This is a genomic window from Pantoea jilinensis, from assembly GCF_019104105.1.
Classification (GTDB): domain Bacteria; phylum Pseudomonadota; class Gammaproteobacteria; order Enterobacterales; family Enterobacteriaceae; genus Pantoea; species Pantoea eucalypti.
Genome location: NZ_CP077747.1, coordinates 52933 through 76655, shown reverse-complemented (window position 1 = coordinate 76655; position 23723 = coordinate 52933). Strand labels below are relative to the sequence as shown.

22 protein-coding genes and 1 pseudogene are annotated in these 23723 nt (G+C 54.1%); 16 read left to right on the top strand and 7 right to left on the bottom strand.

From position 1 onward, the window contains the following. The first annotated feature begins 29 nt into the window (after window positions 1-29). Window positions 30-278, top strand: a complete 249-nt coding sequence (locus KTJ90_RS19215) for a putative hemolysin (RefSeq protein WP_003850570.1) — start codon at window positions 30-32, stop codon at window positions 276-278. A gap of 485 nt (window positions 279-763) precedes the next feature. On the opposite strand, the gene KTJ90_RS19210 is transcribed toward KTJ90_RS19215, so the two are convergent. Both KTJ90_RS19210 and KTJ90_RS19205 read right to left on the bottom strand, forming a co-directional pair. Next, complete coding sequence (locus KTJ90_RS19210; protein ID WP_105100072.1) at window positions 764-1201, bottom strand: PACE efflux transporter; 438 nt, start codon at window positions 1199-1201, stop codon at window positions 764-766. A 248-nt stretch (window positions 1202-1449) separates the two neighbouring features. Next, the gene (locus KTJ90_RS19205) at window positions 1450-1575 is read right to left on the bottom strand and encodes a LacI family DNA-binding transcriptional regulator (RefSeq protein ID WP_003850568.1); all 126 of its coding nucleotides are present in this window, start codon (window positions 1573-1575) and stop codon (window positions 1450-1452) included. 104 nt (window positions 1576-1679) lie between these two features. Here KTJ90_RS19205 and KTJ90_RS19200 point away from each other — a divergent pair, with 104 nt between their 5' ends. From KTJ90_RS19200 to KTJ90_RS19185, 4 genes are all read left to right on the top strand, one after another. Next, entirely contained in the window at window positions 1680-2693 is a 1014-nt protein-coding gene (locus KTJ90_RS19200; RefSeq protein WP_008926818.1) for a Gfo/Idh/MocA family oxidoreductase, read from the top strand. 143 nt (window positions 2694-2836) lie between these two features. Continuing rightward, the gene (locus KTJ90_RS19195; RefSeq protein WP_499026604.1) at window positions 2837-3373 is read left to right on the top strand and encodes a tetratricopeptide repeat protein; all 537 of its coding nucleotides are present in this window, start codon (window positions 2837-2839) and stop codon (window positions 3371-3373) included. A gap of 87 nt (window positions 3374-3460) precedes the next feature. Then, window positions 3461-3910: a sigma-70 family RNA polymerase sigma factor gene (locus KTJ90_RS19190; protein WP_499026602.1), complete on the top strand. Its 450-nt coding sequence runs from the start codon at window positions 3461-3463 to the stop codon at window positions 3908-3910. After that, window positions 3907-4686, top strand: coding sequence for an anti-sigma factor family protein (locus KTJ90_RS19185; protein WP_499026599.1), 780 nt, complete (start codon window positions 3907-3909; stop codon window positions 4684-4686). Before KTJ90_RS19190 ends, KTJ90_RS19185 begins: the two co-directional genes overlap by 4 nt. A 35-nt stretch (window positions 4687-4721) precedes the next feature. On the opposite strand, the gene KTJ90_RS19180 is transcribed toward KTJ90_RS19185, so the two are convergent. After that, window positions 4722-5291, bottom strand: a complete 570-nt coding sequence (locus tag KTJ90_RS19180; RefSeq protein WP_003850563.1) for a YceI family protein — start codon at window positions 5289-5291, stop codon at window positions 4722-4724. 687 nt (window positions 5292-5978) lie between these two features. On the opposite strand from KTJ90_RS19180, the gene arnB reads away from it, so the two are divergent. From arnB to KTJ90_RS19140, 8 genes are all read left to right on the top strand, one after another. Beyond that, complete coding sequence (gene arnB, locus KTJ90_RS19175; RefSeq protein WP_003850562.1) at window positions 5979-7115, top strand: UDP-4-amino-4-deoxy-L-arabinose aminotransferase; 1137 nt, start codon at window positions 5979-5981, stop codon at window positions 7113-7115. A gap of 1 nt (window position 7116) precedes the next feature. Beyond that, complete coding sequence (arnC, locus tag KTJ90_RS19170) at window positions 7117-8100, top strand: undecaprenyl-phosphate 4-deoxy-4-formamido-L-arabinose transferase (RefSeq protein WP_003850561.1); 984 nt, start codon at window positions 7117-7119, stop codon at window positions 8098-8100. Next, window positions 8097-10076, top strand: coding sequence for a bifunctional UDP-4-amino-4-deoxy-L-arabinose formyltransferase/UDP-glucuronic acid oxidase ArnA (gene arnA, locus KTJ90_RS19165; RefSeq protein WP_003850560.1), 1980 nt, complete (start codon window positions 8097-8099; stop codon window positions 10074-10076). Before arnC ends, arnA begins: the two co-directional genes overlap by 4 nt. Continuing rightward, window positions 10076-10978, top strand: coding sequence for a 4-deoxy-4-formamido-L-arabinose-phosphoundecaprenol deformylase (arnD, locus tag KTJ90_RS19160; RefSeq protein ID WP_003850559.1), 903 nt, complete (start codon window positions 10076-10078; stop codon window positions 10976-10978). The genes arnA and arnD overlap by 1 nt, the downstream gene beginning before the upstream one ends. Beyond that, complete coding sequence (gene arnT, locus KTJ90_RS19155) at window positions 10978-12645, top strand: 4-amino-4-deoxy-L-arabinose lipid A transferase (protein ID WP_499026724.1); 1668 nt, start codon at window positions 10978-10980, stop codon at window positions 12643-12645. Before arnD ends, arnT begins: the two co-directional genes overlap by 1 nt. Beyond that, window positions 12646-12966, top strand: coding sequence for a 4-amino-4-deoxy-L-arabinose-phosphoundecaprenol flippase subunit ArnE (gene arnE / locus KTJ90_RS19150; protein ID WP_003850557.1), 321 nt, complete (start codon window positions 12646-12648; stop codon window positions 12964-12966). Next, on the top strand, window positions 12963-13328 hold the full coding sequence (arnF, locus tag KTJ90_RS19145; RefSeq protein WP_140915796.1) for a 4-amino-4-deoxy-L-arabinose-phosphoundecaprenol flippase subunit ArnF: 366 nt from the start codon (window positions 12963-12965) through the stop codon (window positions 13326-13328). The genes arnE and arnF overlap by 4 nt, the downstream gene beginning before the upstream one ends. Before the next feature lie 149 nt (window positions 13329-13477). After that, the gene (locus KTJ90_RS19140) at window positions 13478-15007 is read left to right on the top strand and encodes a Fic family protein (RefSeq protein WP_110412136.1); all 1530 of its coding nucleotides are present in this window, start codon (window positions 13478-13480) and stop codon (window positions 15005-15007) included. A 37-nt stretch (window positions 15008-15044) separates the two neighbouring features. Here the strand turns inward: KTJ90_RS19140 and KTJ90_RS19135 are convergent, their stop codons facing one another. The 4 genes and pseudogenes from KTJ90_RS19135 to KTJ90_RS19120 all read right to left on the bottom strand — a co-directional run bounded on the left by KTJ90_RS19135 (window position 15045) and on the right by KTJ90_RS19120 (window position 19313). Beyond that, complete coding sequence (locus KTJ90_RS19135; RefSeq protein WP_008926822.1) at window positions 15045-15740, bottom strand: haloacid dehalogenase type II; 696 nt, start codon at window positions 15738-15740, stop codon at window positions 15045-15047. Window positions 15741-15940: 200 nt separating this feature from the next. Continuing rightward, a pseudogene (locus tag KTJ90_RS19130) lies at window positions 15941-16355 on the bottom strand (MDR/zinc-dependent alcohol dehydrogenase-like family protein); the annotation flags it as partial. A 22-nt stretch (window positions 16356-16377) separates the two neighbouring features. Next, a complete protein-coding gene (locus KTJ90_RS19125) occupies window positions 16378-17304 on the bottom strand; it encodes a sulfonate ABC transporter substrate-binding protein (protein ID WP_262405305.1) in 927 nt (308 codons plus the stop codon). A gap of 119 nt (window positions 17305-17423) precedes the next feature. Continuing rightward, entirely contained in the window at window positions 17424-19313 is a 1890-nt protein-coding gene (locus tag KTJ90_RS19120) for a sigma-54-dependent Fis family transcriptional regulator (RefSeq protein WP_499026718.1), read from the bottom strand. Between the two features lie 276 nt (window positions 19314-19589). Between KTJ90_RS19120 and ssuD the strand changes: the two genes are divergently transcribed. The 3 genes from ssuD to KTJ90_RS19105 all read left to right on the top strand — a co-directional run bounded on the left by ssuD (window position 19590) and on the right by KTJ90_RS19105 (window position 23684). Further along, window positions 19590-20762, top strand: a complete 1173-nt coding sequence (ssuD, locus tag KTJ90_RS19115; RefSeq protein ID WP_008926825.1) for an FMNH2-dependent alkanesulfonate monooxygenase — start codon at window positions 19590-19592, stop codon at window positions 20760-20762. A 27-nt stretch (window positions 20763-20789) separates the two neighbouring features. Next, window positions 20790-22202, top strand: coding sequence for an FAD/NAD(P)-binding protein (locus KTJ90_RS19110; RefSeq protein WP_499026716.1), 1413 nt, complete (start codon window positions 20790-20792; stop codon window positions 22200-22202). A 69-nt stretch (window positions 22203-22271) separates the two neighbouring features. Beyond that, the gene (locus KTJ90_RS19105; protein WP_003850548.1) at window positions 22272-23684 is read left to right on the top strand and encodes an LLM class flavin-dependent oxidoreductase; all 1413 of its coding nucleotides are present in this window, start codon (window positions 22272-22274) and stop codon (window positions 23682-23684) included. Window positions 23685-23723 lie beyond the last annotated feature (39 nt).

Below are 23723 nucleotides of genomic sequence, written 5' to 3'. Positions count from 1 at the left end.
GTGCCTGAAATTAATGTTGAGAGAGTTAAATGGAAGTCGCCAATAAAATAGCAATCTGTTCTCTGATGCTGGCTACCGTGCAAATGAGTGGCTGCACGTCTCACAATGCTGAACCACAGCGCCTGATAATGCGTAATCCCGCCAGCGAATGGTGTCTTCAGCGCGGTGGAAAGCTGGTGCAAGAGGCATCATCCAGCGGCAGTGCGCTCTATTGCGTTTTGCCATCAGGAGAAAAGATTGAGCAGTGGGCGTTATTTCATCGTGATCATTCTAAATAGTTCCTGGATTATTCAATAGTCAGCATGATGATGCTTAACTGTATTGTATTATAAATAGTTTTGCCTGGTTTTGTAATGAATATTTATTAATTACCGTTCCGTTATTCAATGAGTTTTCTTTTCAACTGGAATGATTAACGTTTCTGGCCTCATTCCTGTCAAAGGAAATGTGGCTAAATTTTTTTATTAAGTGCAGTCGCTGAAAATAATTTTTTTTATGAGTTTCTTTACAGGGTGTGCAATTAAAAAATCTTAACAAATTAACGGAACAACACACTCCGATTCCTGTTTCTGGACGCACTTTTCTGCAGGTCTCTTTCGTTATTATCCTGTTTTTTTGATGTGTTTTTTCGCTGAAAGAAAAGTTATGTTTATAATTTATTTCTGCATATCTAAATTTCGGGATGCTAAAAATTTCGAAAGAAGAAAGTTTGTTTAATTTGTTCAGATAAAAGGATTTATTCATTGTGCTATCTGAAATTAATTTAACTGTTCTTTTTACGAGCAGCACTAGCGTAATCCCAAATCAGATTAAACAGGTAAGCATAGACCAGAAAAAACAGCACCAGCCCGCATTCCAGTTTCAGCGCTGCGAGTAGCGTAATATTCAGCCACCATGCTGCAAAAGGTATCAGCACCACTAACAGTCCAGCCTCAAACAAAACGGCATGGAGGCATCTCATTCGCCAGTCTTTTTTAAATCCTGTTCGGAGCTGGATGCTGTCAAACATCAGATTGAACAGGTAGTTCCATCCCATTGCCAGCGTTGATGAGACGATCGTCAACAGTGCCGATTGTGCGGGGGCAGCTGAGGCCCAAATCATCAGGATAATGAATACCAGCACATTGGCAGCAACTTCGAAAACAACCGCGTGCAGCACTCTCTCTTTGGTGGTGCGCACCGGGGATAAATAGTGTTCCAAAGCAAACTCTCATTGATTAGTCAGGCACCGTAATGGGTGCAGGAAAAATGCAGGACTATCCTGCCATCAGTATCTGAATGCTAAAACGTTCTGCAGGGTGCCCCGTTGTCGGTTTCAGAGCAACTATGTTGCTTCGGCTTTTGTTTCGGCATGACTGCGTTCCATATTCGCTGTGATGATAACAACTCTTGAGCGGGGTAAACTATTAAAATGCCAAATGAATCCTAAATAGATTTATATTTTAATTTTTATAAAAATGTCAGTTTTGAGGTCTGTTTAACAGGGGTGCCAATCTTTCTGAAACATTCATTGAGCACCCGAACCACGGTTGCCAGCCCAACCCCTGCCCTTAGGGCAACGTCTTTCAGCGACATGTCCGCTCCTTTGAGGTAAACACCTCAAAACACCATGCGATGAGTTTAAGACGCCGCGTTATCCTGCTGGTTCAGCTTTCTGCTGGACTATGACGGAGTTCAAAATGAATAAAAAGCAACGTGTTGCCCTGTTGGGATGTGGCTTTATTGGCGAAGTTCATGCCACGAATCTTCAGGCGCATCCTGAGGTTGAACTGGTTTGGGTGGCCGATGCAGAACCTGCACGCGCTGACGCGTTCGCGACGCGCTTTTCGACCCGTGCAGCATCCGTGAGTGAGGCGATCAATGATGCAGAGATCGATATGGTGTTAATCGCCAGCGCAACGCCGACTCATGCCGATTTGCTGGAAACCGCCGCCCGTGCCGGTAAAGCAATCTACTGTGAAAAACCGATCGATCTCTCTCTTGAGCGTGCACGCTCAGCTGTGGCTAATGTCCTCCCTTACAACGTACCAGTCACTGTGGGGTTTAATCGCCGTTTCGATGTCAGTCATCAGCAGCTTAAACAGCAACTCCGCCTGGGGCGGATTGGGCCGGCAGAACTGATACAAATGGTCTGCCGCTCTTCGGCCATGCCGCCGCTGAGTTATCTGAAAGCTTCCGGTGGCCAGATGCGCGATCAGGCTATCCACTTTTTTGACCTGCTGCGCTGGCTGACTGAAGATGAGGTCACGGAGGTTGCTGCTATGGGGGCAGCGCTGGCGTTACCCGCGATCAGCGAATTTGACGATGTGGATACCAGCACGTTGCTATTGCGGCTGCACGGCGGGGCGCTGGCACAGCTGGACAATGCTCGCCGCACTGGTTATGGCTACGATGAACGTATCAGTGTGATGGGACCGCTCGGGATGCTCGAATCGGCTTCTCAGCCACAGCGGGGAGTCAGCTGCTATCAGAGTGCGCAGATTCTGCAGCCGGGGCTGCTACCCGACTGGTTTAGCCGGGTGCAGCCCACTTACTATGCCCATCTGGATGCGTTTATCCGCTCGCTGAATGGTGAGCAGATTGACGATCTGCCGAACCTTGAGGATGGTCTGAAAGCACAGGCAATTGCGGAAGCCGCCGTAATTTCGCTGGCAGAAGGGCGCTTTTGCCAGGTGGAAAAACTGCTGATTTGATCAGGCATGGCAGGCTGATAAAAAATAATTTTATTTTTATCGAATAGAAACCGGCGCTGAGGTGTTTACCGTACAGCGCCGCGATAGCGGACTGCATCCGGCGGACTTTATTGCCTGCCTCACAGACCCGATAAGGATAAATTATGACAACGCGTTCTGGTATTTCTCTGCTTGCTGTTCCGGCTCTATTGCTGATGCTGCACTCTCCGCTGAGTATGGCGATGGGTGATAATGACAGTGATAAAAAAACGCCCGACTGTCCAAAAGGTCAGGTCTATGACAGTCATACGAAAAGCTGTGTGCCCGAAAAAACCAGCAAGTTGAGTGACGATGATAAAACGCGCTATGCCTATCATCTGGCAAAAAAGGGCGAATATCAGGCGGCGCTGAACCTGCTGGATACACTGAAAAATCAGGATACGCGCGAAGCCTGGAACTACCGTGGTTATGCCACCCGCAAGCTGGGGCGTACCGACGAGGGTATTGGCTATTATCAGCGCGCCATTGTGCTTGATCCTCGTTACGCTAAAGTGCGTGAATATCTGGGCGAAGCCTGGATGATTAAAGGGCGTCCTGATCTGGCACGCGAACAGTTAAAAACCATTGCCGGGATTTGTGGTACAGATTGCGAGGAGTACCGCGATCTGCAAGCCGCGATCAATGGACATCCTGAGGTCTGATGCGGCAGGGAGGAGCGAAAAATCACTCACAGTGACATCCGTCAGCACCTTGCGGAACATCTGACGCGGCTCTGGCGTTATGGCTATGTGTTGTCACACAACCGTGACATGGCAGAAGAGCTGGTACAGTCAACCTGCGCGCGCGCGCTGGAACGCAGCGCGCAGTTCATGCCGGGCACGCGTATTGATCGATGGCTGTTTTCCATCCTCCATTCCATCTGGGTTAGCGATTTACGCGCACGAAAAGTGCGGCAGGGGCAAGGATTTGTGGATCCCGATGCGCTGCTGGCCGCGGATAATCACGCCACCAGCGACGACAATCGCCATTTCCAGCGCATTATGCAACACGTTAACGCCTTACCCGAGGCACAGCGAAATGCGCTGTTTCTGGTTTACGTGGAAGGACTCACCTATCAGGAGGCAGCAGAGACGCTGGCTGTCCCGGTTGGCACCATTATGAGCCGTCTGGCCGCCGCACGCGCCACGCTAGCCAGACAGCCGGCGACCACGCCCTCACCGAAGGAGAAACGGAGATGAACAGGGAAACTTTTACGCCGCCGTGGCGCGATGAGGCGATTGTCGCCTGGCTGGATGGTGAGATGACGCCGCGAGAAGCTGCGCAGTTTGAACATGCGATGGATGAGGATGCTGAACTGGTCGAGCGGGTTGCGCATTTTCAGCACACCAGTCTCGATTTTGAACAGGCTTTTTCGCCGCTACTCGAACAGGCACCACAGGCCAGAATGGCCCAGCGCCTGGCGACCATTCCGGCACCCGAGGTGGCCACCGGGTATAGTCGTCGCGCGCTTATTGCCTCATCGGTCAGCTTTTTACTGGTGGGCAGCGGCATTGGTTTTCTGGCAAGACCCTCAGATGATGGGAAGGATGAAAGTCAGAATATCCGCGATCTGGAGGCGCGCTATATGTCGCTTTACAGTGCTGAAACGCTGGCCGATACCCCCAATGACGCCGCAATGCTGCAGAGAGGTCTCGACCGTACACGGCTGGATTTAGGATTGGAGCTGCACCCGCAGCAACTTCGCCTGCCAGGTGCTGAACTGAAAATGGTGCGGATCCTGCGTTACGAACGAACGTCGATTGCACAGATCGCCTGGCTGCATGCTGATTATGGTCCGATGGCGCTCTGTATCTCGCCTGCACCACAGGATTCGAACCCGATTACTCAGGAACAGCGCCACGGCATGCAGCTGGCCTGGTGGAAGCGCGGTGGCTATCAGTATGTGTTGATAGGGCGTAATCCCTCTGCTCAGTTGGCTGCCATCGCTGAAACATTGGTGACCACGCTCAGTTAAAAAAGTCTGTCCCTGAGCGCTTGCTTCAACAGCGATTATCTGGCCTGTGCGGCAATAATCAGCGCAATGTTTACCCGATCATCAACCACTCCAACCAATCGATCCATTCCAAAGGCAGAGCGGGATATCGCGGTGGAGGCATGCAGCGCCAGAGAGCGTGACGCCGGATCAATTGTTTTACCACTGTCCAGTGAGGCCTGCATCACCACTGACCGGCTGACATTTTTAACCGTTAGCACGCCAAAAATACGGTAGTTACCCTCACCCAGTGAGGCAACACGACTGCTCACAAAGTGAATCTGCGGGTAACGCTCCGCATCAAAAAAGAGATCGCTTTTTAATTGCCAGGTCAACAGACTGTTCGATGCCACCAGTGTGCCCACTGGAATATTCACTTCGATACGATCGTCATGGTCTTCATCCGGATTAAGTGTCACCGTGCCAGACACACCCTGTAGTCTGGCTTGCGAAAAATCGTGACCAAAGGCACGCCATGAGAGGCCAATCGATGTTTTATCAGGTGTTATGGTATAGGTTACTGGCGCGGCGTAAAGTACCGGACTGAGCAGGGCGAACAGGGTGCATAAACAGGCGACACGCATCATCACAATTTTCTCTTTTTTAGGCAGACCAGACGTTAACGCCTCAAACCACGATCTTATTCACTTTTTTTAGCACTGTTTTCACCCTTCAGGCACAGGTAATCTTACAAATATTAACTGACTGTCACCTTAGTTTCACCAAAGTGTAATAATTATTGTTAGGGCTGAACATTAATAACGAACAATATTAAGAATACATTAAGACGCTTTTATCGGCGGATGTTTTCGGTGAAATTAACAGGATACTGATTTGATCAGGAGTTGTCTGGTGTGTCTGGATTTATTTTCAGTAAAATCATTTAGTTGTATTGAATCTCAGATATTGTTTCTCTGGTGGGTGGGTTTATGATCTGAGAAGTGGCAGCCCTTGCGATCTTAAACAAAACATCAATAAATCAAAAATTGAGAGCTGAGTCATTATTATTAACTTAAATGTGAACTTTTTCGTAAAACCTTAACTCACTCTTCTTTCATTTTATTGCAATGAACACTATTCATTTAATGTTCAGTTAAGTTTCATACGTTAGTTTGTATTAGCAGTCCGGTAACCTCAATTCCAGAACGGGAAAATAAGGTGTCGATAACGCCATAACCGGATGTTGATAATTCGCTATTTCAATTCTTTTGCCGGCGTTGTGTCTGATTAACAATGCGCGACAGCTAATGAGTTTGATCTGCAGGAGTTTTAGCATGGATTTTTTGCCATTTTCCCGCCCTTCATTTGGTGATGAAGAGCTGGCTGCTGTTAAAGCGGTATTTGACTCTGGGTGGATAACAACAGGCGCTAAATGCGCGGAACTGGAGCAGGCTTTTGTACAACTGACTGGCAACCAGCACGCCATTGCGGTGAGTTCTGCCACAGCGGGGATGCATGTAACGCTGATGGCGATGGGAATCGGGCCTGGCGATGAGGTCATTACGCCGTCCATGACCTGGGTCTCCACTCTGAACCTGATCACGCTGCTGGGCGCCACGCCGGTGATGATTGATGTCGATCCTGACAACCTGATGGTGACGCCGGAACTCATAGCTCAGGCGATTACCTCACGTACCCGCGCGATTATTCCGGTGCATTACGCTGGTGCTCCCGCCGATCTCACGCCAATCTATCAGCTTGCTGAGCAGCATGGCATCGCCATTATTGAAGATGCGGCTCACGCGGTGGGCACGACTTATCACGAGAAGCCAATCGGGCATCGCGGCACGGCTATTTTCTCTTTCCACGCCATCAAGAATATCACCTGTGCGGAAGGCGGCCTGGTGGTGACCGATGACGCTGCTCTCGCCGATCGTATTCGCAGCCTCAAGTTTCATGGCCTGGCGGTTGATGCTTTTGATCGCCAGACCAAGGGGCGTCTGCCACAGGCAGAAGTGATGATGCCGGGCTTTAAATATAATCTGCCTGATATCAGCGCAGCCATTGCGCTGGTGCAGTTACAGAAGCTACCCGGTTTTATTGCTCGCCGCCGTGAGATAGCTGAGCGCTATCTGGAAGCGCTGCACACGCTGCCGTTCACGCCATTGTCACTGCCTGCCTGGCCACATCAGCACGCGTGGCACCTGTTCATTATTCGCATTGATGAGCAGCGCTGCGGTCTGACGCGTGATGCCTTTATGCAGGCACTGAAGTCGCGGGATATAGGCAGCGGATTGCATTTCCGTGCGGCGCATACCCACAAATATTATCGCGAACACTATCCCGATTTACGTTTACCTGCCAGTGAACTGAATAGCCAGCAGATGTGTTCGATTCCGCTGTTTCCGTCAATGACGGATCAGGATATCGAGCGTGTGATTCAGGCTTTACATGACATTGCCGGAGCCTGAAATGCGCGATATCAAACCGATCAATATGCTCTCCGTGGTCATCCCGGTCTATAACGAACAGGAAAGCCTGCCGGAGTTGCTGCAGCGGACCAGCGCGGCATGTGACGCCATTGAAATTGAGTATGAAATTCTGCTGGTTGATGACGGCAGCAGTGACCGTTCAGCCGAACTGATTGAACAGGCTGCCATTATTCCCGGCAGCCGCATAACGGGCGTACTGCTCAATCGCAACTACGGTCAGCACTCCGCCATTATGGCCGGATTCAGCCAGGTCCGTGGCGATCTGATTGTGACACTGGATGCCGATCTGCAGAACCCTCCGGAAGAGATCCCGCGACTGGTTGAAGCTGCGCGTCAGGGTTATGACGTGGTGGGTACAGTCCGCCAGCAGCGTCAGGATACCTGGTTCCGTCGCAAGGCCTCGCGCACGCTCAACCACCTGATTCAGCGGGTCACCGGCAAAGCGATGGGCGATTACGGCTGTATGTTGCGTGCCTATCGGCGCCATATCGTCGAGGCGATGCTCAATTGTCACGAACGCAGTACGTTCATTCCGATTCTGGCCAACACCTTTGCCCGAAACACCATTGAACTGCCGGTGCTCCACGCTGAGCGGGCCTTTGGCGATTCGAAATACAGCTTTATGCGCCTGATCAACCTGATGTACGACCTGGTGACCTGCCTGACCACCACGCCGCTGCGATTGCTCAGCGTAGTAGGCAGCCTGATTGCACTCTCCGGCTTCGCTTTCTCGCTGGTGCTTATCGTATTGCGACTCTTTTTCGGTGCGGCATGGGCGGGAGATGGTGTTTTCGTCCTGTTCGCCGTGCTGTTCATGTTTATCGGTGCCCAGTTTGTGGGTATGGGACTGCTCGGGGAGTATATCGGGCGAATTTATAACGACGTTCGGGCGCGTCCGCGCTATTTCGTTCAACGCATTGTTCAGGCTCCTGAAGAGCCTTCAGTACAGGATACTCAATCATGAAGACCGTTGTTTTCGCCTATCACGATCTGGGCTGTGTCGGCATCAATGCACTGCTTAGCGCAGGCTATGAGATCACCGCCATTTTTACGCACAACGATGTGGCTACCGAAAATCACTTTTTCGGCTCAGTCGCGCGTCTGGCGGCAGAGCACGGCATTCCGGTCTATGCACCGGACGAGGCGAATCACCCAATCTGGCTTGACCGCATCCGCACCATGGCGCCAGAAATGATCTTCTCCTTCTACTATCGCCATCTGCTGAGCGATGAAATCCTGCAATGCGCTGAAAAGGGGGCTTTTAACCTGCACGGTTCACTGCTGCCAAAATACCGCGGTCGGGCGCCACTCAACTGGGCGCTGGTCAACGGTGAGACGGAAACCGGCGTTACGTTACATCGCATGGTGAAGCGTGCGGATGCCGGTAATATTCTGGCGCAGCAGAAGGTGGCCATTGAGGATGCAGACAACGCGCTGACGCTGCATCGTAAACTGACCCAGGCTGCAGAGCAGTTACTTAACGACGTCTTACCTCGCCTGCGCACGGGTGAGGTCAGTGAGACGCCACAGGATGAGAGTCAGGCGACCTGTGTTGGCCGTCGCACGGCCGAAGATGGCCGCATCGACTGGAATCAACCCGCAGAGAAGATTCACAATCTGGTCAGAGCGGTTACCGATCCGTGGCCAGGCGCCTTCGCCTTCGCCGGTTCGGTTAAATTTATCGTCTGGAAGAGCCGGGTTCATACGCACCCGCATCAGGCGAAGCCAGGTACGGTGATTTCTAAGCAGCCATTCCTGATCGCCTGTGGTGAGGGTGCACTGGAAATTCTGACCGGACAGTCCGAGCATGGCGTTTACATGAATGGCAGCCAGCTGGCGCAAAGCCTGGGCATGGTGCCTGGCGCACTGCTCTATTCAAAACCGCAGTCGGCGCTGCAACGTCGTACACGCGTGCTCATCCTCGGGGTTAACGGCTTTATTGGTAATCATCTCACCGAGCGTTTATTGCAGGATGAGCATTTTGAAGTCTATGGTCTTGATATCAGCTCAGACGCCATCAGCCGCTTCCTGGAACATCCGCGCTTCCATTTCGTTGAAGGGGATATCGCTATTCATTCCGAATGGATTGAGTATCACATCAAAAAATGTGATGTCATCCTGCCGCTGGTGGCGATCGCTACGCCGATTGAATACACCCGTAATCCGCTGCGCGTCTTTGAGCTCGATTTCGAAGAGAACCTGAAAATCATCCGTGACTGCGTGAAGTATCAGAAGCGCATTATTTTCCCATCCACCTCTGAAGTCTATGGCATGTGTACTGATGCCAGCTTTGATGAGGATAGCTCGAATCTGGTGGTCGGGCCGATCAACAAACAGCGCTGGATTTATTCGGTATCGAAACAGCTGCTGGACCGTGTGATCTGGGCTTATGGCGAAAAAGAGGGGCTGCGTTTTACCCTGTTCCGTCCGTTCAACTGGATGGGACCGCGTCTGGATAACCTCAACGCAGCACGCATCGGCAGTTCTCGCGCGATCACGCAACTTATCCTCAATCTGGTTGAAGGTTCACCGATTAAGTTGATCGACGGCGGCAAACAAAAGCGCTGCTTTACCGATATTCAGGATGGTGTGGAAGCATTGTTCCGCATTATCGAAAACAAGCAGCAGAATTGTGATGGTCAGATCATCAACATCGGTAATCCGGACAATGAAGCCAGTATCAAAGAACTCGCGGAGCAGTTGCTGGCCAGCTTCGAGCGTCACCCGCTGCGCAGCCAGTTCCCGCCGTTTGCCGGTTTCCGCGAAGTGGAAAGCAGCAGTTACTACGGTAAAGGCTATCAGGATGTGGAGCACCGCAAACCGGCTATCCGCAATGCGCGTCGCCTACTTGGCTGGACGCCAACCGTCACGATGGATGTCACTATCGACAACACGCTCGATTTCTTCCTGCGTACCGTTGAGCAACAGGCTGATAAGTGATGAAGAAGATCGGTCTGCGGATTGACGTAGATACTTGGCGCGGCACGAAGCAGGGTGTGCCGGCGCTGCTTGAGCTCTTCCAGCGTCACGCAGTGCGGGCCAGCTTTTTCTTCAGCGTGGGACCGGACAACATGGGCCGCCATCTCTGGCGGCTGGTGAAACCGGCGTTTCTCATGAAGATGCTGCGCTCCCGCGCCGCATCACTTTATGGCTGGGACATTCTGCTCGCCGGAACGGCCTGGCCGGGAAAGCAGATGGGACGTGGCCTGCGGAACATTATGCAGGATGCCACACGCCAGCATGAAGTCGGTCTGCATGCCTGGGACCACTTTGCCTGGCAGACCTGGGCGGGTGTCTGGCCGCAGGATAAACTGGTTGAGCAGATAGCACGCGGCACCGAAACGCTCAGTGAGATCCTTGGTCATCCTGTCAGCTGTTCGGCCGTTGCAGGCTGGCGTGCTGATGGTCGGGTCGTTGCCGCCAAACAGGATTTTGGCTTTCACTACAACAGTGACTGCCGCGGCAGCGGGCCATTCAGGCCCATACTGCCAGATGGCCAGATCGGCACTGTACAGATTCCGGTGACGTTACCCACATGGGATGAAGTGGTTGGCCGTGAGGTCAGCGCAGAAGGCTATAACGATTACATTCTGGCGAAAATGCTCGCTTCTGATGATGGCGCTGTCTATACCGTGCATGCCGAAGTGGAGGGGATTATTGGCTTACCAGACTTCGACAAATTGCTGAATGCAGCAACCCGTAATGGCATTCAGTTCTGTCCGTTAAGCGAGCTATTGCCCGACGACCTGACCACCTTACCCGTGGGAAGGATCGTCAGAGGTGAAATTCCCGGACGGGAAGGGTGGCTGGGCTGCCAGAAACTGACTAAAGAGGCGAACTAGTGCGGATACATAAGAACACGAAGTGGCTCATTTTTTTTAGCTTTTTCATTCTCTATTACCTTCTGCCGCCGATGTTCCGCGACCTCTGGCAACCGGATGAGACACGTTACGCAGAGATCAGCCGGGAGATGCTGGCAACCGGTAACTGGGTGACACCACACTTCTTCGGTCTTCGCTATTTTGAAAAACCGATTGCGGGTTACTGGATAAACTCACTGGGCCAATGGCTGTTCGGCCATAACAATTTTGGTGTACGGGCAGGATCAATATTCTCAACAGCGATAACCGCCGCGTTGATCTTCTGGCTCGGCCGGCGGATGTTTGGTTCGGTCCGCACCGCTGCTGTGGGTTCTCTGATTTTCCTGAGTTCACTGCTGGTTTATGGCGTTGGCACCTATGCCGTGCTCGATCCGATGCTGATGCTCTGGCTGGCGGCTGCAATGTGCAGCTTCTGGCTGGCGACGGAGGCCAGCGGGCGCGCCGGGCGCGCGGGCGGCTATCTGCTGCTGGGTCTCGCCTGCGGCATGGGATTCATGACCAAAGGATTTCTGGCACTGGCGCTACCGGTGCTGGCGATTCTGCCATGGGTGATCTGGCGAAAGAGAATACCTGAGCTGCTTTGCTTCGGGCCGCTGGCGATTCTCTCTGCCGCAGCAATCAGTGCACCCTGGGCGCTGGCGATCTATCATCAGGCCCCTGATTTCTGGCACTACTTCTTCTGGGTTGAGCATATTCAGCGCTTTGCAGAAGAGAATGCACAGCACAAAGCCCCTTTCTGGTACTACCTGCCGGTTCTGCTGCTGGGAACGCTGCCGTGGCTGGCGCTGTTACCGGGTGCATTGATAATCGGCTGGCGCGAGCGTCAGCAGAATCCCGGCGCACTGTATCTGTTGAGCTGGACGGTGATGCCGCTGTTGTTTTTCAGTCTGGCAAAAGGCAAGCTGCCGACCTATATCCTGCCCTGTTTTGTGCCGCTGTCGCTGCTTATGGCCCATTATGGGCTGAACGCGGCGCAGCGGGCAGGGCGCGCATTAACCGTTAATGGCTGGATCAACCTGATTTTCGGCATCCTCACGCTGGCAACCGTGCTATTGGTACTCGCGCCCTGGAGCGTAACGCATCACCCCCTGTTTGCCACTCATGAGATGCTGAAGCTGGGACTGGGAGCGCTGGCGTTTCTCATCTGGGGACTGGCGGGCGCATACAGCTGCCGATTTTCACAACGCCGCTGGCTGGTGGCCGCGCTTTGCCCGCTGGGGGTCGCTCTGTTTATTGGCTCAGCTATCCCGGATAAAATCCGTGATGCCAAACAGCCGCAACACTTTGTCTCTGTGATCAGCGAGCGTCTGGCATCCAGTCATTTTATTCTGGCGGACAATCCGGGCGTGGCATCTGCCGCAGCCTGGCACCTGCAACGCAGTGATATCGGCTTCTATGATAATAAAGGTGAGCTGCAATATGGGCTGAGCTACCCGGATGCGCAATCCCGCTTTGTCTCTCAGGCGGATTTTGGCGGCTGGCTTGCCGATCATCGCCGTATGGGAAGCGTGTCCCTGCTGTTACTGGTTGATTCCCCACACAGTGATATCGGCGAGGATGTGCCGGTTCCGGATGCGGTCTATCGCCAGGGCAGGCTTGTCTGCCTTTATTACGGTCAGATGAAGTAAATGCTGCTGCTGATTGTGCTGGTGAGTCTGCTCAGCTGCAGCGCGCAGCTGTGTCAGAAACAGGCGACCCACGCGGTATCAGGCCGCATCCGCTTAAGCTGGATTGGCGTAAGCGTGCTGCTGTTGGGTATCGCGATGCTCCTCTGGCTGCTGGTGCTGCAGCGGGTGCCCGTCAGCCAGGCGTATCCCATGCTGAGCCTTAATTTCATCTTCGTTGCGCTGGCCGGACGCATTTTGTGGCGCGAACGGCTAACGCTTCGTCAGATTGCAGGCACGCTGCTGGTGGTGACGGGCGTCGCGCTAATGGCGAGCCAGCTATGAAAGGATATGGATGGGTTACGTGCAGCGTGCTGCTGGTCTCAGCGGCACAGCTGATGATGCGCTGGGCGATGCCGCGCCTGCCCGATGTCAGTAGCCTGACGTCGCTGCCAACAGTTGCCATACTGCCTGCCTTGTTGCTGCTGGCCGGGTTGGGAGCTTATGCTGTTTCCATGCTCTGCTGGATTCGGGCGCTGCACTATTTTCCGCTTAATCGGGTCTATCCACTGCTCAGCCTGAGTTACGTGCTGGTCTGGCTGGTGGCGGTTTGCTTACCGGTATTTCACGAAGCATTTAGCTGGCGTAGCTTAGCTGGTGTGGTGATTATTTTAATCGGGCTACTGTGCATTGTTGTTAAGCCCTGAACATTCCGTCTTTTACCATTTCCGCAATGAACACCGTTTTTATTAACGTTTCCGGGCGGTAGTTAATGCCGTCATGATGGATTGTTTAGCGTTTTCATGATAAATATCCATTTTGTTATCGTTTTCGGGCGACGGATAAAGGATTCGACATGCTGGTTGGCTTTAGCGCACTGTGCGAACGTTATGCTATCAAACTGGCGCAGCCCTTACGCGTGAAGTCAGCTATCGGAACGGTACGCTCACATCATGAGGGCCAGGGACAGGTAGAAAATCATTATCCACCAGGCTATCAGCCGGAAGATGATTTTGCGGGTCACTTTGCCTTTGGTCTCAAGTACGAAGAGATCCATCTGGAGTTTTTCGCACGCCTGTTTACGACCATCGGACCACAACCTTTGGAAGCGTGGTGTCGGCAGGAACCGTTCGGACAGTATGCGCGACGGGCCGGCTTTCTCTATGAATGGCTGACTGGTAATACCTTACAGGTACCGGACGTCACCAACGGAGGCTATGTTGAGGCGATTTCATCCAAAGCGTATCTGACCCGAACGACCGTGAACCGTAACAGGCGCTGGCGCATCAATAATAATCTGCCAGGATCCGCTGATTTCTGCCCACTGGTACGCAGAACCGCAGCCATTGAGCAGGCGCTCACGTTCGATCTCAACGATGCTTTGCATGATCTGGATAACACCTTTGGCGCGGATATTCTGATGCGCACCGCCAGCTGGCTGACATTTAAAGAGTCACGTGCCAGTTTCCTGATTGAGAAAGAGGCGGACCAGGGCGATCGTATCCAGCGATTTGCCCACGTTATCGCGCAGTATTGCGGCCAGCTTGAGGATCCACTCAGCGATGCCAGCCTGCATACCATACAGCAGGGCATTCTTGGCCAGGATGCGCTGGGATTGGGGCTGCGACGTTCGCCCGTGTTTGTCGGACAGTCGACCATGCGTGAAGATATCGTCCACTATATTGCACCACACTATGATGACGTTCCGCGCTTTATGAATGGGCTTAAAGTCTTTGAACAGGCTACGCGGGGGGCCGCACCGCTGGCTCGTGCGGGGGTTATCGCGTTTGGCTTCGTCTATATCCATCCGATGCGCGACGGCAATGGCCGCATCCACCGTTTTTTAATCAATGACACATTGATTCGAGATGGGGCGATACCGGATGGCGTGATCCTGCCAGTTTCAGCCACCATTACCAGTTCGATGGATTTTCGGGTCGGTTACGATCGCACGCTGGACGTATTTTCTAAACGGCTAATGCGGCGCTATGCAGGCTGCTATCGGTTTGGCGAGTTGAAAACCTATGAAGATGGCACGCGGAGCAATTTCACTTTCACCGAGTATGAGGATGCCCGTTTCGCCTGGCGTTATCCCGACTTAACCGAGCATGTGCTCTATACCTGCAGAGTCATCGAGCACACGGTCCGGACTGAAATGGCTGATGAAGCGCGCGTATTGGTGATATTTCAGCGCGCTCAACAGCAGCTGAAGGAGGTCGTTGAGATGCCTGATCAGGACGCCAGTCGTATTATCCGTTCGCTGAAAGAAAATGGCTGGCAGATTTCTGGCAAGCTCAAAAAAACGTTCCCGCTGCTGGACGATACAACTACTGCACAACGGATTGTGGAAGCGGTCAGGTCAGCGTTTGAGACCCACACAGACTAAGTATTCAGGTGTCATGTGAGGTCGCTGAGCACTGCATTTAGCAGAGCGGTTTAAGTTTTGTGGCCAGCGCACCTATATCGCTGACAATCAAATCCGGTGCAGGTGCCAGCGGGTAAAGTGCCTGTCCTTTGCGGGTAACAAATGCGGTTTTCATTCCTGCGCGTTTTGCTCCACCCACATCCCAGCCATGAGCGGCCACCATCATGCACTGTGATGCAGGCTGATCCATTTCCTGCATTGCCCACTGATACACTTTCAGATCGGGTTTATAAACCTGCACCTGTTCCACACTGAGAATACGCGTGAACAGCCGAGCCAGTCCGGCAGAACTGAGCTGCTTTTCGGCCAGTGCCGCAGAAGAGTTGGTCAGCGCGACCAGTGTAAATCCCTGTTGCTGCAGAGCACTCAGTCCTGCGGCGACATCAGGATGGGCTGGCATGGCTGCGATAATGTCAGCCAGCGGTGTTGCGTCTGCAGGCAGAGTAATACCATAGCGTGTGGCGGTCATCTGCAGCACTGCTTCGGCAATATCACCAAAGTTATGCCAACTGCCGGTCACCGACTCCACGAGTGAATGATGTAACAACGAGGTAAACCAGGCCTCAGCACGTTCCGGTCGGTCACCGAGTCGCTGCGCGACAACCCGGTTCAGCTCAGTGGTATCCAGCAGGGTCTCATTGACATCAAAAAACAGGGTGCCGCTGTAGGGTGCGGGGTTGTGACTGTCGGTCATCGTGCCTCCGGTTGGTTTAATGGATGTGATAGGTGAGGCGTTAAAGACGCTCTCTGAAGGTAGAATACTGATGAGGATTGCTCAATATCGGGTGCTGCGATAGTTAGAAATCAAACTAGAAAACCTGATGCGATTCAGGAAATTAGTTATGCGCATAATACTAATTATGTTAAACAGGATGCCCGGCTGGGCGATTCTTAATCGAAATGCACTTTACCTTCTTTAGCCGGATCGATTGCTCTTCCGGGTTTCTGAGGAACAACAAACGCCTGCCGTACCAATACCGCCCGTGGTTTTAGTTGATGCGACAAGGCTATTCAACGTGATGGCGTTATCCTCGTGGCTATGTTTGTCTGTAAGCATAACGTCGTCTTCCTCCTTTTCTGATGCATCCGGCGGCAATACCAGACAGGTAAAATCAGCAAAGGGAACGCGATGTCACTCCGCCAGTCCCCCACTCATTCGCTCATCGCCGCAAAGCCATAGGCGGCACCAGCCGAACCCGGATTTGCCGTCAGACCCTAACCGGTTAATCCTTTCTCGTAATTTTCGCAGAATCCGCCGCCGGCATATAAAGGGCAAGCAGACATAATCACCGACTTCAATTCGCTCAACCCAAACTACGCCCGGCCCTTACTTACTTCTTATCCAGCGACCAGGTCGCGCTGCGGATATCCACCTTCACCGGTAACAGACCAATCCGGGTAAAGGTATCCGCCAGTGCCTGCTGCTGCGTAAAGACTTCAGGCGTCATCCGCTCTGCACCAAACGGCATCCTTGCCAGCGCCTGCTGCCAGATCGGCTGGGGCAGACCGGTTGAGGAGGACATTATTTTAGCCGCCTCTTCATGATGCTGATTGGCCCACGAGCTCAGCGTGTCCAGCTCATCCACCACCTGAGCGGCGATTTGAGGATAAGTATCTGCGAACTTGCGACTGGCAAGATAGAAGGTGTAGTGCGGCACCAGTCCCTCGGCATTTTTAATCAGCCGGGCTTTAGCGGTGGTTTCCACTTCGGCGTAGTAAGGATCCCAGATAACCCAGGCATCCACCGCGCCACGCTGGAAGGCCGCGCGCGCATCGGCAGGCGGCAGATAGACGGGTGTAATGTCCTTGTAGCTCAGCCCTGCCTTCTCCAGCGCCGTGACCAACAAATAGTTAACGTCAGAGCCTTTATTCAGCGCCACCCGCTTGCCTTTAAGATCCGCCACGCTTTTAATCGGGGAGTCTGCAGGCACCACAATCGCTTCGGTTTTAGGGTTAGCTGGCGAGTGTCCCAGATAAACCAGATCGGCCTGTGCGGCCTGGGCAAATGTCGGTGGCGCATCGCCGGTGGCGGCCAGATCGATACTGCCGATGTTTAAGCCCTCCAGCATCTGCGGCCCGGCCGGGAACTCAATCCAGTGCACCGCAATCCCCTGCTTCTTAAATTCCTGATCCAGCGTGCCGCGATACTTCAGCAGCGCGAAGATATTGGCTTTTTGAAAACCGATATTCACTGTATCGGGTTTCTCTGCAGCTGCCTGGGCGTTAAATGCAAAACCCGCCTGGGCGGCAATAATCATTGCGCTGAATAAAACTTTTTTCATTTCTCATTCCTGAGTTTGTTTGTTGTCAGCGCAACATAACAAACGCGGATTGAAGCGCTTAGCGAGGAAATGTTCGATGCTTAGCTAAAAAAACGCTATGGATGCCAGACTGACTCGCGTACGCGAATGGCCCGACTGAATAACCCCAGCGCATAAAAGCGGTCAGCGATGGTTTGCTGTTCCCGGATGATGGCCAGGTTCATTCGCTGAGTCTGATGGCTGCGCCGGGCTAAGGCGTGCATTAGTGAGGTCGCAGAAATGCCGAGTTCGCTGGAGAGCAACGCGGCGGCTTTAGTATGGTGTGCATCAATGTAGCGGCCCGTCTGTTCCAGGGCGGTGAGCAGGATCTGCAACAGATCGCCCGACTGCGCCGCAAATCCGCGTTCGGCAAGGTAAAACTGATGATTATTGACCCGGCCAGTGCCATCCGCTATCACCCTGAACTGTCCGCTGTTCTCCGCATCACTGAGGAGCGGATCCCACATCATCCAGGCATCTACCGCGCTGAGGTCGCTGGGCGTCAGTGGATATTTGGGGGGTGCATAGACAATGCGCACCTCATCCAGCGCTAATCCCGCCTCATCCAGGATTTGCAGCAGCAGATAGTGGACATTAGAACCACGATTCACGGCGATGCGTTTGCCTCTGAGATCGCCAATCTGCTGAACCGGGCTACTGGTGGGTACCAGCAGCGCCACGCTCTGCGGAGCGGCAGGTTCCCAGGCGACGTAGACCATCGGGCTGTTGCTGGCTTGCGCAAACAAGGGAGGAACTTCGCCGGTGGTCCCGAAATCGACCTCCTTATTGCTCAGCGCATGGAGGAGCTGTGGACCCGCTGGAAACTCGCTCCACAGCACGCTGACGCCCTGATCGCTCAGCTGCTGCTCCAGCGACTGACGCGCTTTCAGAATGCCAAGGTTGCCAAACTTCTGATAACCGATACGCAGTTCACGCTCCTGCTGAGGCTGATGATGAGGAGAGGCCTCGCGCTGACGCAATGAGGTACGGCGGGGTTTAATCACACCCAGATGCCCCAGCTGGGTACGCAGTGTATGACGGCTGATGCCCAGCAGCGCGGCCGCCTGTAACTGATTACCCTGCGTGAGTTCCAGCGCATTTTTTACCAGCGCGGCGATCACTCGTGGATAGAGTGGCGTGTCACTCTGCTGCATCTGCTGACGTAAAAACTGGTCGAGCGCCTCTTCTCCGGAGGGTAAATCGCTGCCAGCAATGGCGTTCAGCCGCAGCTGTTGCGGCGTGACCAGCGAGGTCCTGCTGAGTAGCACCGCATTGTGCAGCGTGTTCTCCAGCTCACGGATGTTACCCGGCCAGCTGTAGTTCATTAGCGTGGCGACAGCATCTTCACTCAGCCGTAACTGAGGACGTCCCAGACGTCGCGCATAGAGTTGCAGAAAATGGCTGGCCAGCACCGGAATATCTTCGCAGCGCTGGCGCAGCGGCGGCAGTGTGACGCTGGCGACATTGAGACGGTAGTAGAGGTCTTCCCGGAACCGCCGTTCACGAATCGCCACAGCCAGATCCCGGCTGGTGGCCGCAATTACCCGCACATTGACCTTTATCGCTTTAGACGAGCCCACGCGAGTGATCTCGCGCTCCTGTAGTACGCGCAGGAGCTTCACCTGCAGCGACGGACTGAGTTCACCGACTTCATCCAGCAGCAGCGTGCCGCCTTCTGCTGCTTCAAACCAGCCACGATGGCGATCCTGCGCGCCGGTAAAGGCCCCTTTCTCATGACCGAACAGCTCTGACTCCGCCAGGCTCTCGGTGAGTGCCCCGCAATTGACCGCCAGAAATGGCTGCCGGCTGCGGGCGCTATGATGATGCAGATAGCGCGCCATCACCTCTTTGCCGGTGCCGGTTTCACCGATGATCAATACCGTTGCATCGGTAGGCGCGAGCTGATCCAGTACGCTTTTAAAGGCGCGCGATGCGGGATCAATTAACTCAGGGCTGGATATCTGCATCTTGTTTACCGGATTAACAGGAAAGCCATGACCATACCGCGTGGCAGTGGCGGAAACGAGGGGGCGAAACGAGCCGGGTTGTTGCCATTGCAGCAGTCTGCAGCTTTATCTGCCGCAAATGCAGCAGGATAGCGCAATTCCTGTTTGCTATAACCAATTGAATTTTAATGATAAAAAAACAAAATACACACTGGCACACATTCTGCAAATAGCGATATAACCAAAGCGTTAGTCCCTATGTAATAAATTAAAATATCGTTATAAAGGAATCTGCTAATGAGCCATGCGACAAAGGAAAATCTTAACCTTTTCTGGTTTCTGCCCACCCACGGTGATGGGCGCTATCTGGGCACCACAGAAGGCGGCAGAGCGGTTGATTTACCCTATTTACAGCAGATTGCGCTGGCGGCAGATAATCTGGGCTACTACGGTGTATTAATCCCGACCGGTAAAAGCTGCGAGGATTCATGGCTGGTTGCCTCGGCCCTGGCGCCGGTCACCAAAACGCTGCGCTATTTAGTGGCGGTTCGCCCTGGTCTGCAACCGCCGAGCCTGGCGGCGCGGATGGCGGCCACGCTGGATCGTCTATCCGGCGGACGTCTGCTGATTAACGTGGTTACAGGTGGCGATCCGGTGGAGAACAAAGGTGACGGTATCTTTCTGAGCCATGAAGAGCGTTATACAGTGACCCGGGAGTTTCTTGAGGTTTACTCCCGCCTGATGAAAGGCGAGAAGGTCGACTTTGCGGGCGAGCATATCCGCGTAGAAGGCGCAGAAATTCTCTTCCCGCCGGTGCAGGAAAAGGGGCCGCCGCTCTATTTTGGTGGATCGTCGGATGCGGCAATCGATGTTGCAGCGAATCAGATCGACACCTATCTGACATGGGGCGAGCCGGTTGAACAGGTGGCGGAAAAGCTGGCGGTGGTGCGTCAACGGGCGCAGGAGAGCGGCCGTACTCTCTCTTATGGCATCCGGTTGCATGTCATTGTCCGTGAAACCGAAGAGGAGGCCTGGGCGGCTGCGGATCGGCTGATCTCTCATCTGGATGAAGAGACTATCGCCGCCGCGCAGAAAATCTTTGCGCGTATGGATTCAGCCGGACAGGCACGGATGAGTGCATTACATCAGGGCTCGCGAGAGAGCCTGCGCATCGCCCCTAATCTCTGGGCAGGCGTCGGTCTTGTGCGCGGCGGTGCCGGAACCGCGCTGGTGGGCAATCCGCAGCAGGTTGCCGATCGCATCCGGGAGTATCAGGCGCTGGGCATCGGGAACTTTATTTTCTCGGGCTATCCGCATCTCGAAGAGGCACACCGCTTTGCTGAACTGGTGATGCCGCTATTGCCGCTGGCCGCCAACACCGAAAAGAAACAGCGCAGCGTGAACACAGGTCCGTTTGGTGAAACCATTGGCGGTGACCGTCGTCCTGACAAACAGGCCAGCGCCAGTTAGCCAGTTAAAAGAAGAGAAGGCTTGTGTATGTTACAACAGCAGATTGTCATTATCGGCGGTGGGTTCACCGGTACCGCGCTGGCGATCCATCTGGCCCGGCTGGGTGAGTCGGGATTGCAGGTAACGGTCATTGAACCGCGCGCGCAGCTTGCGCAGGGCGTGGCATATGGCACTACCGATCCAGCTCACCGCATTAATGTGCCAGCCGCCAGAATGCAGCTGGCAGGTGATGACGAGGGCGCATTCGACCGCGACTATCGCGCATCACCGGCTTTTAGCGCCGATCCGCAGGCACTCTGGCATGACGATAACGTCTATCCGCAACGTGGTGAGTTTGGTCGCTGGGTCAATGCGCAGTTTGAGTCTCAACAGCAGCGCTCACCAGTAAAACTTAACCATCTTCGTGACAGTGCGGTCGCTTTTAAGAATGGGGTGGTGACCACGGCTTCAGGGCAGCAGATCCGGGCCGATCAGGTCGTGCTGGCGATCAGCCATCCACCGCCGGACCTTCCTGTTCTGCTGAAGTCGCTTCAGGACCATCCGGGATTGATTGCTAATCCGTGGCAGAGCGATGCGCTGGCACAAGTCGCCCCTTACGATCGGGTCGCAATCATCGGGTCAGGTCTGACGATGTCAGATGTGGTGGCGTCGCTACATCGTCAGAAGCATCGTGGAGCGATCACCGCTTTCTCCCGCCGTGGACAGCTTCCGCGTGCAAACCTCAGTGGCAGTTCAGAGAACTACACGCTGGATTACAGTCAGCCGCAGACTGCTACCGCGCGCAGTTGGTTACATCGGGTGCGTCAGGAAGTCAGAAATGCGGCGGCGATGAATCTGCCCTGGCAGCTGGTACTGGATGACATCCGCCGTAACGGTCAGCGCATCTGGCAGAGTCTGTCGCTGCACGAGCAGCAACGCTTTCTGCATCATCTTCGCCCCTGGTGGGACGTCCATCGCTACCGGATTGCACCGCAGGTGAGCCAGGTTCTCAGCCAGCAGCAGGCCAGCGGTCAGCTGTCGTTGCTGGCGGCGCGCCTGATCGCAGCCGAATCGGGTGGCGAAACGCTCCGGCTGACGCTGCGCCTGCGTGGCGCGCAATCGCATATGCTCGAGGTGGAGAAAGTGATTGTCACCACCGGCCCCGCGCACAACGCTTTGCTTAACAGCAACGCGCTGTTGAGACAGCTGCAGAGTGACGGCGTGATTCAGCCCGATCCGCTGGCGCTGGGAATCCATGTTAATGCGCTGTCACAGACGCTGAATGTTAACGGTGAAGCGAATTCCAGTCTTTACGTCGCCGGGCCTGCCGCTCGGGGTCGTTTTGGCGAGCTGATGGGATTACCGCAGGTGGCGGAACATGCTGAATCTGTCGCACGGCAACTGCTTAGCACCTCGCCGCTGTCGCTCAGCGAGCGATGTCCTGGCTCACTGACTTACTAAATCCCCGACCTTAAACCACATTATTAATAGTGGGCGGCAAGCGATTGCCGCATCCGCTCAGGAGTCGCTATGTCATCGCAACGTGAAATTCGCCTGAATGCTTTCGATATGAACTGTGTCGGTCATCAGTCACCCGGCTTGTGGGCGCATCCCCGTGACCGCTCATGGCAGTACAAAGACCTGGAGTACTGGACCGATTTAGCGCGGCTGCTGGAGCGCGGTAAGTTTGATGGGCTGTTTATTGCTGACGTGCTGGGTGTCTATGACGTGCTCAACGGTAATAACCATGCCGCTATCCGTCAGGCTACGCAGGTGCCGGTAAACGATCCGCTGGCGTTGATCACGCCGATGGCCATGGTGACAGAACACCTGGGCTTTGGCCTGACTGCCTCGCTCTCCTTTGAACATCCCTACCCGTTTGCGCGGCGGATCTCGACCCTGGATCATCTGACCAAAGGTCGCATTGGCTGGAATATTGTGACCTCCTATCTGGAAAGTGGTGCGCGCAATATCGGGCATCAGGCTCAGACCGACCACGATGCGCGCTACGACTATGCCGATGAGTATCTGCAGGTCATCTATAAGCTGCTGGAAGGTAGCTGGGAAGACGGTGCTGTCCTGCGTGATCGTGAACGTCAAATTTTCAGCGACCCTAAAAAAATCCATCCGATTAATCATCAGGGCACGTTTTTCCAGGTGCCGGGCATTCATCTTTGCGAGCCGTCACCGCAGCGCACGCCGGTGCTTTATCAGGCCGGCGCCTCCAGCCGCGGTAAAGCCTTTGCAGCGGAGCATGCTGAATGTGTATTTGTCGCGGCACCGTCAAAAGTGCTGCTAAAGAAAACCGTAGCGGATATTCGACAAAGGGCAGCAGAGGCAGGACGCGATCCGCGTTCAATACTGATCTTCAATCTGCAGACGGTTATTGTGGGTGAAACCGACCTGGCGGCGCAGGCGAAATGGCAGGAGTACAAAAGCTATGTCAGTTACGAAGGCGCGCTGGCGCTGATCTCGGGCTGGACAGGTATCGATTTCGGGCAGTATCAGCCGGATCAGGTACTGAAGCATCTCCATACCAATGCCATTCAGTCGGCGGTTGAGACATTCTCTACTGCCGATCCTCATCGGCAGTGGACGGTGCAGGGTCTGGCAGACTGGGTGGGCATTGGCGGCTTTGGTCCGCTGCTGGCAGGCAGCGCCGAAACCGTGGCTGATGAATTGCAGAGCTGGATTGAAGAAACCGACGTTGACGGGTTTAACCTCGCCTACGCCGTGACCCATGAAACCTTCACCGATGTGGTGGAATTGCTGGTGCCGGAACTGCAAAAGCGTGGCGTCTACAAACAGGACTATCAGCCCGGCACGCTGCGTGAAAAGTTGTTTGGACAGGGGCCACGACTGGCCTTGCCGCATCCCGGAGCCGGTTATCGTCGGACCGCGGACACAGAACAGCAGATAAACAGCGCCGAAATGTCGGGATGAGACGGGACGTTCACTGCCTGGTGTCACGCCTGAACCCAC